The sequence below is a fragment of the Arthrobacter crusticola genome, from assembly GCF_004357995.1.
In the GTDB taxonomy this organism is placed as follows: domain Bacteria; phylum Actinomycetota; class Actinomycetes; order Actinomycetales; family Micrococcaceae; genus Arthrobacter_D; species Arthrobacter_D crusticola.
This window is the reverse complement of record NZ_SMTK01000005.1, coordinates 155,130-168,378: the sequence shown is the minus strand read 5'-3', so window position 1 is coordinate 168,378 and position 13,249 is coordinate 155,130. Positions and strand designations below refer to the sequence as shown.

Annotated in this window: 14 protein-coding genes; 7 read left to right on the top strand and 7 right to left on the bottom strand. The window is 67.7% G+C overall.

What is annotated here, in order from left to right:
- Positions 1–34 precede the first annotated feature (34 nt).
- The 4 genes from E2F48_RS14770 to E2F48_RS14755 form a co-directional block, all read right to left on the bottom strand.
- Entirely contained in the window at positions 35–385 is a 351-nt protein-coding gene (locus tag E2F48_RS14770) for an META domain-containing protein (RefSeq protein ID WP_133404728.1), read from the bottom strand.
- 138 nt (positions 386–523) lie between these two features.
- Complete coding sequence (locus tag E2F48_RS14765; protein WP_133404727.1) at positions 524–1,789, bottom strand: S8 family peptidase; 1,266 nt, start codon at positions 1,787–1,789, stop codon at positions 524–526.
- A 197-nt stretch (positions 1,790–1,986) separates the two neighbouring features.
- Positions 1,987–2,730, bottom strand: coding sequence for an alpha/beta fold hydrolase (locus E2F48_RS14760; protein WP_133404726.1), 744 nt, complete (start codon positions 2,728–2,730; stop codon positions 1,987–1,989).
- 18 nt (positions 2,731–2,748) lie between these two features.
- Entirely contained in the window at positions 2,749–3,642 is an 894-nt protein-coding gene (locus E2F48_RS14755; protein ID WP_342772600.1) for a formylglycine-generating enzyme family protein, read from the bottom strand.
- A gap of 141 nt (positions 3,643–3,783) precedes the next feature.
- Between E2F48_RS14755 and E2F48_RS14750 the strand changes: the two genes are divergently transcribed.
- Together E2F48_RS14750 and E2F48_RS14745 are read left to right on the top strand one after the other, a co-directional pair.
- The gene (locus E2F48_RS14750) at positions 3,784–4,692 is read left to right on the top strand and encodes a glycerophosphodiester phosphodiesterase (protein ID WP_246019057.1); all 909 of its coding nucleotides are present in this window, start codon (positions 3,784–3,786) and stop codon (positions 4,690–4,692) included.
- Positions 4,693–4,899: 207 nt separating this feature from the next.
- The gene (locus E2F48_RS14745) at positions 4,900–5,589 is read left to right on the top strand and encodes a DNA alkylation repair protein (protein ID WP_133404725.1); all 690 of its coding nucleotides are present in this window, start codon (positions 4,900–4,902) and stop codon (positions 5,587–5,589) included.
- A 23-nt stretch (positions 5,590–5,612) separates the two neighbouring features.
- Here the strand turns inward: E2F48_RS14745 and E2F48_RS14740 are convergent, their stop codons facing one another.
- Positions 5,613–6,557, bottom strand: a complete 945-nt coding sequence (locus E2F48_RS14740) for a metal-dependent hydrolase (protein ID WP_342772599.1) — start codon at positions 6,555–6,557, stop codon at positions 5,613–5,615.
- An 88-nt stretch (positions 6,558–6,645) separates the two neighbouring features.
- On the opposite strand from E2F48_RS14740, the gene E2F48_RS14735 reads away from it, so the two are divergent.
- Positions 6,646–6,972, top strand: a complete 327-nt coding sequence (locus E2F48_RS14735) for a GYD domain-containing protein (RefSeq protein ID WP_133404724.1) — start codon at positions 6,646–6,648, stop codon at positions 6,970–6,972.
- Positions 6,973–7,026: 54 nt separating this feature from the next.
- Positions 7,027–7,815 (top strand): type I methionyl aminopeptidase, encoded by a 789-nt coding sequence (gene map / locus E2F48_RS14730; RefSeq protein WP_133404723.1) that lies wholly within the window; start codon positions 7,027–7,029, stop codon positions 7,813–7,815.
- Between the two features lie 9 nt (positions 7,816–7,824).
- Here map and E2F48_RS14725 read toward each other — a convergent pair whose 3' ends face one another.
- Complete coding sequence (locus tag E2F48_RS14725; RefSeq protein ID WP_133404722.1) at positions 7,825–8,196, bottom strand: VOC family protein; 372 nt, start codon at positions 8,194–8,196, stop codon at positions 7,825–7,827.
- Between the two features lie 282 nt (positions 8,197–8,478).
- On the opposite strand from E2F48_RS14725, the gene E2F48_RS14720 reads away from it, so the two are divergent.
- Positions 8,479–9,921, top strand: coding sequence for an APC family permease (locus E2F48_RS14720; protein ID WP_133404721.1), 1,443 nt, complete (start codon positions 8,479–8,481; stop codon positions 9,919–9,921).
- A 154-nt stretch (positions 9,922–10,075) separates the two neighbouring features.
- Entirely contained in the window at positions 10,076–11,557 is a 1,482-nt protein-coding gene (cycA, locus tag E2F48_RS14715; protein WP_133404720.1) for a D-serine/D-alanine/glycine transporter, read from the top strand.
- A 126-nt stretch (positions 11,558–11,683) separates the two neighbouring features.
- On the opposite strand, the gene E2F48_RS14710 is transcribed toward cycA, so the two are convergent.
- Positions 11,684–12,286 carry a LysE/ArgO family amino acid transporter gene (locus E2F48_RS14710; protein ID WP_133404719.1) on the bottom strand — a complete coding sequence of 201 codons (603 nt, stop codon included), beginning with the start codon at positions 12,284–12,286 and terminating at the stop codon, positions 11,684–11,686.
- A 68-nt stretch (positions 12,287–12,354) separates the two neighbouring features.
- Between E2F48_RS14710 and E2F48_RS14705 the strand changes: the two genes are divergently transcribed.
- Positions 12,355–13,236 (top strand): LysR family transcriptional regulator ArgP, encoded by an 882-nt coding sequence (locus tag E2F48_RS14705; RefSeq protein WP_133404718.1) that lies wholly within the window; start codon positions 12,355–12,357, stop codon positions 13,234–13,236.
- The last annotated feature ends 13 nt before the right edge of the window (positions 13,237–13,249 follow it).

Genomic DNA, 13,249 nt, shown 5'->3' with positions numbered 1-13,249 from the left:
GGCGGTCATCCGCCGCGCGGCCGGAGGCCCGACGCTATTCTTCGCGTTCGAATGTCAAGGAGCCGCGGTCATTATTCAGAATGAGGGTCCGTCCGTCCCAGCTGTACCTCAGGGGCCGCTCGATGAGGTGGTGCAGCCACAGGTCGTAGTCGCCGACCGGCGGCCCGCAGTACTGTGCTTCTATCGACATCCTTCGGGTGTCGATGACCACCTTGTCCCCGGTCACTGTGACCGGAGCATGGATCCCGCTGCACGGCGGCCGAATGGAGGCGGTTCCCTCCCCTCCGGCGCTTGTCATCCGCCAATGGATCGGGTAGTCCTCAATCCACTGGAGGTCACCTAGGGGATCGGTGCCGGAGACGCTGCGGAACTGGATATCGTCCAATCCATGCGTAGCCGGGCTGCCACAACCGGACATCGCGCCGGCAGCTAGGGCCAGCATGCCGAGCAGGACCCACCGCCCTGAAGTTACGGTCCGATCGATCCTGGTGCCGGAGCGGCGGTCCGGCGGTCCGGCCTCCACCTAGAACCGCGACACGTTGAGGATGGGCTCCGGGAAGCCATCGAGGTCGTTCAGGAGGGGCCCGGGCTCCCCGGAGCTGACGAGCGCGCCCCGGACCTGCTCGGGCGGAGCGCCCGGGTTGTTGGCGAGAAGCAGCGCGGCACCGCCAGCGACCAGGGGAGCGGAGAAACTTGTTCCGCTGCTCACCGCGTATTGGCTGCCAATATAGGTGGAGCTCAGGCATGTACCCGGTGCGGTGATGTCGACCGATGGACCGAAGTTTGAGAAGGATGCAAGGCTGTCGTCCGTCTCACCGGGTATGCAGGCGTCGGCGGGCCCGGTTCCGCCCGGCTGGCCGTCGGTATCGGACATCGCGGAGACGCTGATGACAGATGAGAAGGCGGCGGGTTCCACGAAGCCCGCGTCGCGGGCCTCGTTCCCTGCCGCTGCAACCACCGTGACACCGGCGGTCGTCGCTGCGCAGACGGCCTCGAGAATCAGGTTCTCGTTCGGAGGTGCGCAGTCGATGTCATATCCGCGGAGGGGTCCGCCGAGGCTGAGGTTGGCGACGTCGACGGTGGCGGCGTTGGCGGTGACCCAGTCCAGCCCGCACAGGAGGCTTGAGTCCGTGATGATTCCCTGCGGGTCGGCCACCCGGACCGCCCACAGCCGCGCGCCGGGTGCTGCACCGACCCGGCCGATCCCATTGTCAAGGGCAGCGGCAAGACCGCCGACCATCGTGCCGTGGCCGACGACATCCTCGTGTCCGTCCCCGGGCGCACAATCAGCGCCACCGACAACGTTGAGGTCGGGATGATCCGACTGAAGACCGGTGTCCAGGACCGCAATGTCGGCGTCGACCCGCTCGTCGATGCCGTCGATCTTCGCCGTCGGGCTCCCCAGCGCCCCGACCCGTTTCACGCCGTTCGACACGAGCTGGGCCGGCTGCGGCGGATTCTCGACGGCGCCGATCTGGGGAGCAGCAACGGGTCGGTCCGGCAGAATTCCGCTGACCCGGGGATCGGCCTGCAGCTGCAGGGCCTGGGCCTCGGACAGCACGGCCGAGTAGCCCTGGAAGGCCGAGCTGTAGACAATGTCGGGCTGGATTCCGGAAGCCTGCGCATGCTCCGCCGAGACCTGGTCGGCATCAACGCTCTGGTTGAGGATCACAATGACCGGCCCGGCAGGGGCCGGATCGCTGGGCTCCACACCGCCCGCCGGCCAGGGTCCAAGGGTTACGGCGAGCAGCGCCGTGAGGATAGTTCCGACAATTCGTGAAGCGTTCACAAGACGCCTTCCTGGCCTGCAGATGGGGCGAGGTTCGGGGAGGGTCGCTCACCGTTCTGCCCATCTTAGGTGCGTCGGCGCTCCGCAACAACGGCCAAAAGGCCCACCGGCTTCCCTGGACCTCCGTCGGAACGTTCCCGCGGATGGCGTGCCAGCACGCCGCCCAACCCGACGATGGGGACGTCCACGCCTAGCCCTTAGGCCGGCACGGCAAGATGCCGGGTGAAAAACCGTGCCTCGGACTCGAGCTCGAACCGCGGCACGGCGGTGTGGCCGCCGGCGTTTGCATGGAGTGACTTTTCGGTGGAGGCGAGGGCGTCATACATCCCGAGGCCGGCTGCACGGTCCACTAATTCGTCATCCCATTGCAGCAGGAATTGGACGGGCACCCGGATGCGGCGGGCCTGCTCCCTCAGCTGATCGCTGGCGGTGAGTCCCAGGACGGCAGCGGTGATCCGCCGTTCCCCTGCGACGAAGGGAAACCCGATCGCTGCCCCCAGTGACAGCCCCCAGAACCCGATGCGGACGTCTGCGCTGATCTCGTCGAGCGCCTGGACGGCGGTGAGCACCTCGGAAAATTCGGGCAGGGCCTGGGCGGCGACGTCGGCGTTGTATTCCTCAATCAGGGTGCCCACCGGGGCACCGTCGCGTCGGGCCTGCGCCAGCTGCTCGATGAACAGCGTGTCGCGCCCGCCCCGATCCCGGTCACCATGGCCCGGGGCGTCGATGGAGACGACGGCGGCATCCAGCTCCTTCAGGTACCGCCGGGCGCGGGCCGCCACGGCCGGTGCGCCCTTATGCTGGCCGCCGCCGTGGGCCAGCAGCACCAGTGCCGTCCGCTGGCCCGGCTGGTCCCGGGTCCACATCACGCCCGGTACCGCCCCGAGCCGGAAGGGGCGTTCGAGGAGTCGATCGGCGTGGGTGGTTTCAAGAAATCTCATGGCTCTCCCGTTCGGGGATCACGGTAACCCCCGGTGCGGGGTCCAGCCAACGGGGAGCGGGCCGGTGATATCGGCGCGGCGCCGGTCGGCGGCTGCCGACCAGCCCTGGGCCTGGCGGGCACCCGGTTCACCGACCGCGCCCCGCGCCACCCGGAAACCAACATCCTCAAGGACCGCGTCCGGGGCGCTGCCCCGGCGGACCGATGCGCGGGTGCTCCACGCCTTATCGGCCCACCCACCTCCCCGCAGGGTCCGGTAGTCGCCGTACCGCGCGGTGTCGGCAAAATCCCAGCACCATTCCCAGACATTGCCGATCATGTCGAACAGCCCAAAGGCGTTCGGAGCCTTCAGTGCGACTTCACGCGGTGCCTCGACCCGGTCCGCAGCCGTCCACGCAATGTCCGGGAGCGGCCCGTAGGTCGGGGTCAGCGTGCCCGCGCGGCAGGCGAACTCCCATTCCGCCTCGGTGGGGAGCCGGTAGCCGTCCGCGCCAACGTCCCAGCTGACCTCCCGGGAAGAAATGGCGTAGACCGGGCGCATCCCGGCCAGCGAGGACAGGTTGTTGCACCACCGGACGGCGTCGAACCATGTCACCGGGTGGGCGGGAAGCTGTCCCACCCGTTCGGGGGTAGCCGGTGAACCGCCGGCCTGCACCCAGTCGGCCTCCGTGATCTGTGTCCTCCCGATCGAATACGGAACCAGGTTGACCGTGCGGGAGGAGCCGGACCGGGCATCGCGCATTTCAAGAGTGCCCCCTGGAACCGATGCCAGCGATACCGTCACGGCACGTCCGGCCGGGGAGTCCGACTGCGCCGCGAGGGCGGGACGCCGGTGCAGGGCAGCGCCGTCGTCATCACTCGCCGTCGTTTTCATTTCACCGGACCCTTTGTCGCCGTGGTCCTTATTGTCCATCGGATTTCCTTTGTCCACCCGGATTCACCCACGCGTTGGTCGCCCGTCTCCGGCTGGCCACCTGGAGCCGGGAGAGTCTGGTGGGTCAGCCGTTACGGCTGACTACCACGAGAACCGGCTTGTCGACCAAGGAGATTGCCTGTGACGCATCCCACCGCAAAAGTAAGCACACCCCGGCGGAAGGAACCCTTCCGCGCCCTCCTCACCGGCGTGATGACCCTGGCGACCCTCGCCGCAGGTATCAGCGGAGCCGCCGCCGAACCCGTCAAAGAGGGCCGCACCACCGTGATCGCCCACCGCGGGGCCTCAGCAGACGCCCCGGAGAACACGCTTCCCGCCGTCGACCTCGGTGCGGCGGTGAAGGCCGACTTCGTCGAGATCGATGTCCAGCGCACCCTCGACGGCGAGCTCGTCGTCATCCACGACACCACCCTCGGCCGCACCACGGATGTGGAGACCAAGTTCCCCGGCCGGGCCCCCTACCGCGTCGCCGACTTCACCTATGCTGAAATTTCGACGCTCGATGCAGGATCCTGGTTCGGTCCGGGGTTCGCAGGGACACAGGTTCCGACCCTGCAGCAGGTCCTCGATACCCTGCATGGCAGGGCAGGGTTGCTGCTTGAGGTCAAGAGTCCCGAGCTCTACCCGGGCATCGGCGCCGACATCGCGGCCGATCTGGACTCTAAGGGGTGGCTGAACGCCGACGCGCGGGCCGGACGCCTCGTCGTCCAGTCGTTCAACTGGGATTTCATGAGGGAGTTCAACGCCCTCGCACCCGAGGTCCCGGCGGGACTGCTGGGTGGCCCTCCCGCACCGGCCGAATACGCCGAACTGTCCACCTGGGCCGATCAAATCAATCCGAGCCATACCCGGGTCACCGGCGGCTTCGTTGACCTGGTCCACCAGTACGGAATGGAAACCTGGCCGTACACCGTCGATGACCCGCAGCGCATGCGCGCCCTGACCGCCCTCGGGGTCGACGGCATCATCACGAACAAGCCCGCCCTGCTGAGTGACCTGCTGAAGACGGACGCAGCAACCACCCGTTAGGCAGGCCGCCACCGGTACGGGGACCCTGCCGCCCCGTACCGGTGGCGTCCTCCACCGGTACGGGTGCAGCCATCACCACCGCACCGGGCGCTGCCTCCACTGGACGCCCTGAGGCGCTGCCCGACCACCGCGGCGAGTGCTGCCTTCACCACCGCGGCCCGGACGGCTATCATCCGGGAAAACGGCGGATTGAGGAGGGCGTGACCAGTGAGGACTGCTGCCGACTTCGAAGCCGCACTCCGTGCGCTCGCCACCGAGGACCAGCGGGTCAAATACCGGCGGTTCTTCCCTGGGGACGACTCCTTCATCGGCGTTCGGATGGGGGACGTCTTCAACCTGGCCAAGACTGCCCTCGACCTGCCCGCGGCCGAGCTTGAGGCACTGCTTGAAAGCCCCACCCACGAAGTGCGCGTGGGCGCCTGCTCGATCATGGGAAAGGCGGCCACGGCCAGGAGGATCCAGCCCGGGCGCCACAGGGAGTTGTATGAGCTGTACCTGCGGCGGCACGACCGCATCGACACCTGGGACCTGGTGGACCTCGCCGCTCACCAGGTTCTCGGCACGTGGCTCCTCGACAAGCCCAGGACCCCGCTCGACCGCCTGGCCGAATCCGGGTTCTGGCCCGAACGGCGCAGCGCCATCGTCGCGACGGCCGCGTTCCTGAAGCGGAAGGAGGTGGATGACACGCTGAGGATCGCCGCAGCTCTCGCCGGGGATCCCGAAGAGCTCGTGCAAAAGGGGGTTGGGTGGATGCTCCGTTATGTCGGAGACATCGACCGGGCGAGGCTGCTGGCCCACCTCGACCGGTACGCAGGTGCGATGTCACGCTCAGGAGTACGGGCGGCCATCGAAAAGCTCGATACCCCAGCCCGCGGCTCCTACCTCCGATCCCGCTGACGCGGCGGGCGCCAGTCAGGCTCCTATCCGCCCCAGGCCGATATGCCCATCACACCCAACGCCTGCAGTGCCGGGTTATCGATCCGAAGCAGCGCTGCCCCGATACCGCCCACCGCATACAGCGAGACCGGCACCAGCAGGCACCACTCCCGAAGGGATCCCGCGTTGCCCAGGATGGGCACGGCGAAATGGCCGTTCCGCTTCCACATCCAGCCCACCACCGGCAGCGCCGCCACGACCCGCGGCGGTCGGATCCGAAGCGGGTAGAGGAGGTTGCAGCCACCTGTCGTCATCATGTCGCCGACGATGTGCACCACGACGCCGAGCCCGACGGCGATCGGGAACCAGAACTGCTCCTCGGGGGCGAAGGCGGTGACGAAGGCGCCGGCGGCCAGACCCACCGCCCACGGGAACTTGCGCATGGTGTCCGGGATGATCTTCAGCGCCTTGGCGGCGAAGGAGACCAGCAGGACGGTCAGTAGGCCCGCCCCAGGATAGACGGTTCCATACGCTGCGGTTTCCGCGGTCCACATGCCTGCCAGCCAGGCCACGGCCACAAAGGCCAGGACGCCGATCAGGGAGTGGGTGCCGCGGCGGTGCCCGCCGGCGATCCTGCCGATCCCGGTGCAGAGCAGGTTCGACACGGGGGGCAGTGAATTGGCGATCGTGGCGCTGCGGTGGTCCGCGTCCGGCAGCAGCGCGGCCCCCGCGGTCACCAGGGCACCCGTGACGACGCCGATGGGGCTGACGTCGAGCAGGCCGAGCCCGAGGCTGAGGGATCCGGACGGCACGGGAAGCAGCCCGGCCACCTCGATCCGGGTGGTGACAGCGACCCAGGCGGCTGCGCCGCAGGCTGCGTGGTGGGCTCCCATCATGGTGAGCGGTCCCTTCTGGAGAAACTTCGCCCGGCCCGCAGATCTGCGGGCCGGGCGTTTGAGCCTCACCATCGTTGCCGCTGCCACTGTCATTGTGCCCGGCGGGCCATTGCCGGTCGGGCGGCCGACTGGCATTCTTGAGGGAACCGCGGCCGCCAGCAGCGCACGGGAGGAACCGAGGATGCCGCTCTATCTGTCGAAATTCAGCTATACCCCCGAATCCTGGGCCCGGCTCATCGGCAACCCGGAGGACCGGCGGGAGGCCGCCCGGACCTACATCGAATCGGTTGGAGGAAGCCTCCACGGCTTCTGGTACGCCTTCGGTTCGCACGACGGCTACACTCTCTGGGAGGCACCGGACAATGTGTCGATGGCCGCGGTGGCCATGGCTCTCAGCGGAGGCGGCGCCCTCAGTTCGCTGGATACGACGGTCCTCATGACGGTCGATGAAACCCTCACGGCCCTGCAGCGGGCCGCGGAGGTCCGGTACCGCCCGCCCGGCGCCTGACCCCCGGGAACGCCCCATGGAACGCAAGCCCCGAAGCGAAGGACCACCGACGCATTGATCGAACTGCACACGGACCAGGAAGTGGCCGAAATGGCCGCCGCCGGGGAATTCGTCTCGTCGACCCTGCAGACCCTGAAGTCCTCCGCCGTAGTGGGGACCGACCTGCTTGAACTCGATGCGCTGGCGCATGACCTGATCCGCCGGCGCGGTGCCGAGTCGTGCTACCTGGATTACGCGCCCTCCTTCGGGACCGGCCCCTTCGGCTACGTCCTGTGCACGTCCGTCAATGACGCCGTCCTCCACGGCAAGCCCCACTCCTACCGCCTCCGGGACGGGGACCTGCTGAGCCTCGATTTCGCGGCCACCGTCGACGGGTGGGTCGCCGACTCCGCGCTGAGCATGGTCGTCGGCACGGCCGGAGCCGATGACCTCGAGCTGATCGAGCTTACCGAGCGCGCGCTGGAGGCCGGGATCGCCGCCGCTGTCCCCGGTAACAAGACAGGGGACATCTCCTACGCGATCGGAAACATCGCACGGGAGGCGGGCCTGTCGGTCAACCTTGAATTCGGCGGCCACGGTGTCGGCCGGACCATGCACGGCGACCCCCACATACCCAACGCGGGCCGGCCGGGCCGGGGCTTCCCGCTCAAGCCGGGCCTGGTGCTGGCCATCGAACCCTGGTTCATGCGCGGAACCGACAAGCTGCGCGTCGACCCCGATGGATGGACACTCCGCAGCGCCGACGGCAGCCGCGGTGCCCACTCCGAACACACCATCGCCGTCACGAAGGACCAGCCCATCGTGCTCACCCGGAATCGAGCCACCGGTGGGCCCGCCGCCTGAGGGGCGGAGCTACCGCTCCTGCAGCACCGACAGCACGTTTCCCGACGGGTCCTTGAACCAGGCGATGAAGGGGCCTCCGCCGCGGTGGACGCCGGCGTCGTCCTGCTCCATGCCGTCGTAGCGTTCAAGGCGCACTCCGCGCTCGGTGAGCGCGCTGACGGCGGCGTCGATGTCGTCCACCTCGAAATTCAGGACCGTGTAGCTCGCGGGAGTGGAGTCGGGTTGCTCGTAGACGAGGGTGTCCCGTCCTCCGGCGAGGTGCAGCCACATCAGGCCGTGCTCCTCGGACGTCCTGAGCCCGAGGGTGTCACCGTAGAACCGCCGGGCATCCTCAAGACTGCGCACCGCCAGACCGGGGAAGGCCTTGGTATCAGCGAACATGGTTCATCTCCTCCTCGTCGGGGCCGCCGCACGCGGCCGGTAGCCCCAGAATGGCACTGAGCGCCGCCGCGCGACAGGGGGAACTCCCTTGCGGGCCGCACTGCCGGTCCTCCGGCCCGCAATGCCGGGCCTTTCCGTGGTCCTGCCTCGCGCCCGCCATCAGCGCGGTTGCCCAATACCTGTTGCCAAGGGGCCCGCGAAGGAGTGAAGTAGGTTCTATCCGGGTCCGGACTCCGGCCGCTGTTCCCCTTCGGGGGTGCGCACCAGCAACGGGAGGTCACCATGAGCACGACTTCTGAACCAGTAACCGAGCCGGCCCGCGAGGGGGAGGAACCGGCGCTTAAGCGGGTCCTCGGACCAAAGCTCCTGCTCCTGTTCATCGTCGGAGACATTCTGGGCGCCGGCGTCTATGCCGTCACCGGCACCATGGCCGGGACGGTCGGCGGCATCGTCTGGCTTCCGTTCCTCCTGGCCTTCGTCGTCGCGACGATGACCGCGTTCTCCTACCTCGAACTGGTCACCCAGTACCCCCAGGCGGCGGGGGCGGCGCTCTACTGCCATAAGGCGTTCGGGATCCACTTCATCACCTTCCTCGTCGCTTTCGCCGTCGTCTGTTCAGGCATCACCAGCGCCTCGACCTCCGCGAACGTCCTCGCCCAGAACTTCTTCGGCGGGCTCGAAATCAACGGGTGGATGGACGTGCCCGGTCAAGGTGTCATCACCGCGGTCGCCATCGGCTTCATGCTGCTGCTCGCGTTGATCAACCTGCGCGGGGTGGGGGAGAGCGTCAAGTTCAATGTGGTGCTCACCGTGGTGGAGATGACCGCCCTGTGCATCGTGATCGGGGTTGGCTTCTTCGTCATCGCCCGGGGCGGCGGGAACCTCGAACAGATCACCGTTTTCAACGACTACGAGGACAAGGGACTGTTCCTTGCGGTCACGGCAGCCACCTCCATCGCCTTCTTTGCGATGGTCGGCTTTGAGGATTCGGTGAACATGGTCGAGGAGGTCAAGGATCCGGAGCGGATCTTTCCGCGGACCATGCTGACGGGCCTGGGCATCGCGGTGATCCTCTACATGCTGGTGGCGGTCTCCGTGGTCACTGTACTCACCCCCACGGAGCTCGAAGGGATCCGGGAGGCCGAAGGCGCCGCGCTTCTCGAGGTGGTGGAGAAAGGCTCCCCGGACTTCCCGATCGACAATATCTTCCCCTTCCTTGCCGTCTTCGCCGTGGCGAACACCGCCCTGATCAATATGCTGATGGCCAGCCGGCTCATCTACGGCATGGCCCGCCAGAACGTCCTGCCGCGGCCCCTGGGCAAGGTGCTCCCGGGACGCCGTACGCCGTGGGCCGGCATCCTGTTCTCCACGGTTCTCGCCCTGGGGCTGATCCTGTACGTCACCAGCGACCCGGACAGCAACGTCGTCGCCAACCTTTCCGGAACCACCGCGTTCCTGCTGCTGTGCGTGTTCACCGTGGTCAACGTCGCCTGCGTCATCCTGCGCCGCAAGCGGGACCCAAACCGCAAGGTATTCTTCACCTCACCGGGCCCGCTGCCCCTGATTGCGGCAGTGCTGTGTGCCTTCCTCGCCGGACCCTGGGTCGGCCGGGACGTGATCCAGTACCAGATCGCCGGCGGACTGCTGGCGATCGGCGTGGTGCTGTGGGCTATCACCTGGTTCGTCAACAAGAAGACGAACGCCGGCGCCGAACGGCAGGGGTAACCTTCCGCACGGGTCCGCGGGCCGTAGCCCCGGCAGCGTCTGATTTGACTCTCGGTCAGACAGAATGCAGGGTTTTAGGTCTGTCATGTCCGTCACAATCACGCAGTCGGTGCGGCCTGCCTCGCACCGCCCGCCTGCGGAAGGAAACCTCTTCATGCCTGAACGCACAACCAACGCTGCGCCCTTATCGGCGCCTGCCACCGCGGGCTCAAGCAGCTCCCAACCCCATCTCTCGCGGGCACTGAGCAACCGCCACATCCAGCTGCTCGCCATCGGCGGGGCAATCGGCACCGGTCTTTTCATGGGGTCGGGCAAGACCATCTCGCTCGCCGGTCCCTCGATCATCTTCGTCTACATGATCATCGGCTTCATGCTGTTCTTCGTCATGCGGGCCATGGGCGAGATCCTGCTGTCCAACCTCAGCTACAAATCCTTCAGCGACTTCGCCGGCGATCTGCTCGGCCCCTGGGCCGGGTTCTTCACCGGCTGGTCCTACTGGTTCTTCTGGGTGGTCACCGGTGTCGCGGACATCGTGGCAATCGCCAGCTACGTCGACGAGCTCGCCCCCGGAACGCCGCTGTGGATCCCGGCCCTGATCACCCCGGTGGTCCTGGTGCTCCTGAACCTCCCGACAGTGAAGGCGTTCGGCGAGGCCGAATTCTGGTTCGCCATCATCAAGGTCGTCGCAATCATCGCGCTCATCGTCACCGGCGCCATCATGATCCTGACGCACTTCACCTCGCCCAGCGGCCAGGAGGCCAGCCTGGCCAACATCTGGAACGACGGCGGCATGTTCCCGCACGGAATCTTCGGCTTCGTGCTCGGCTTCCAGATCGCCATCTTCGCCTTCGCAGGCATTGAACTCGTAGGCACCGCGGCCGCCGAGACAAAGAACCCCGAGAAGAACCTGCCCCGGGCCATCAACTCGATCCCGGTGCGCGTGCTCCTGTTCTACGTCGGTGCGCTCGTCGTCATCATGGCGGTCAACCCCTGGCGCAGCATTGACCCGGCCACCAGCCCGTTCATCGGCATGTTCTCCCTCGCCGGGCTCGGCATCGCCGCAGTGGTGATCAACCTCGTGGTTCTGACCTCAGCAGCCTCCAGCGCCAACTCCGGAATCTACTCCACCTCGCGCATGGTCTACGGGCTCGCTCAGGACGGCAACGCTCCGAAGGCCTTCGGCCGGCTCAGCCCCCGCAAGGTTCCCCAGAACGCGCTGCTGTTCTCCTGCATCTTCCTCCTGGCCGGACTCGTGCTGCTCTACGCTGGCGACTCGGTGATCGAAGCCTTCACCGTCGTCACCTCGGTGGCCTCGGTGCTGACCATGTTCGTCTGGTCGATGATCCTGATCAGCTACATCGTGTTCCGCCGCCGCCGCGCCGCGCTGCACGAAGCATCGGCCTTCAAGATGCCGGGATCGGCGTTCATGCCCTACGTCGTGCTGGGCTTCTTCGGCTTCATGCTCGTCGCCCTGGCTCAGGCGGCCGACACGCGGCTGGCCCTCGTCGTCGCGCCCGTCTGGTTCCTGATCCTCGGCGTCGCCTGGTACTTCAACCGGCAGACTCCGGTGCAGCAGGCACGGATCGAGGAGCATAAGGCGGTACGTGCCGCCGAACTCGAAACCCTCTCCCGCTAGGCGCGCGGGCGCCCGCGCCGGTCACCGGCAAGGCACCGCGCATACGAAGGACCGCTCCGGCTCTGGGGCGGTCCTTCGTCGTTTCCGGCAGCCGCCGGCGCGACCCTCACACGCGCCGGGCAGGGCCTAGATGACGAGGAACACTGCCAGTGCCGCCATGAGGACGGCGATCGCCCCGTCAAGGACGCGCCAGGCGCTGCGGCGGCGGAAGACGGGTGCGAGGAACCGGGCGCCGACGCCGAGGGCGGAGAACCACACGATGCTGCCCAGACCCGCACCGGCGGCAAACCACCAACGGCCGTCCACGCCGTGAGAGCTCGCCAACGACCCTAGGAGCAGGACCGTATCCAGATAGACGTGCGGGTTCAGCCAGGTGAGCGCCAGGCACGTTCCCAGGGCAGCCTTCCAGGTGCGCTTCTCCTGCGCACCGGGGATGTCAAGGTGCTCGCCACGGATGGCCCGGACGGCGGCAAGGACCGCGTAGCCAAGCAGGAATGCAGCGCCGGCCCACCGGACGACCTCGAGAAGCAGCGGGGCCCGCTCGATGGCCACGCCCAGCCCGCCCACCCCCAGCACGATGAGGACCAGGTCCGACAGGGCGCAGACGGCGACCACCAGCGCGACATGGGAGCGTTGCAGCCCCTGCCGCAGGACGAAGGCGTTCTGGGCGCCGATGGCAATAATGAGTGAGAGGCCGGCGGTCAGGCCGGCAGCAACAGGAAGGATCACTCTCCCACGGTAGGCACAGCACCAAAATTAGAACAGCTCATCTTCCTAAAGCCTGATAAGAAGGTCTAATGAAGGAGATTGATCCCCATCAGGCGCGGACGCTGGCCGCCATCACCTCCACCGGCAGCTTCGAGGCGGCCGCGTCCGCCCTGTCCGTGACCGCGTCCGCGGTGAGCCAGCGCATCCGGGCTCTGGAGACCGCCGTCGGGCGCCCGGTGCTCCGGCGGACCCGCCCCGTCGAACTGACCGACGCCGGCCAGGCCGTCGTGCGCTTTGCCCGACAGCTCGAACTGCTCTCCGCCGATGTCCTCACCGAGCTGGGATCGGACGATCTGGCCGCGGGCCGCGGCCTCACGATCGTCATCAACGCCGATTCGCTCAATACCTGGGCCCTGCCGGCCCTGGCGCCGCTGGCGCGGACGCTGCAGCTCGAGGTGCTTCGCGAGGACCAGGAGCACTCGCTCGAACTGCTGCGCAACGGTGCTGCCGCTGCCGCCATCACCTCCACGGGCGCGCCGATCCAGGGGTGCACGGCCCGGCCGCTGGGCGTGATGCGCTACCTGCCGGTGTGCACCACGGAGTTTCGGCGCGAGTGGTTCGCGGACGGAGTGACTCCCGGGGCGCTCGCCCGCGCCCCGGTGGTCGTCTTCGACCGGAAGGACGATCTGCAGGACCGGTACCTGCGGGACCGGGGCGTCCAGCCTGGCAGCCCGCCCCGCCACTACATTCCGGCCGCCCACGAATTCGGGGAGGCCATTGCGTTGGGCATGGGGTGGGGGCTGCTGCCGGAACCCGAGCTGGCCCGCGACCCCCGCCGACGGACCCTTGCCGCCTTTGACACCGGGGCATTCGTCGACGTTCCCCTGCACTGGCAGCAATGGCGGCACGGCTCGGCGGCGCTTGACGAAGTGGCGGCAGCCATCCGCGGGGCGGCAGCGGTACTCCGCTAAGGGGGACGGTGAG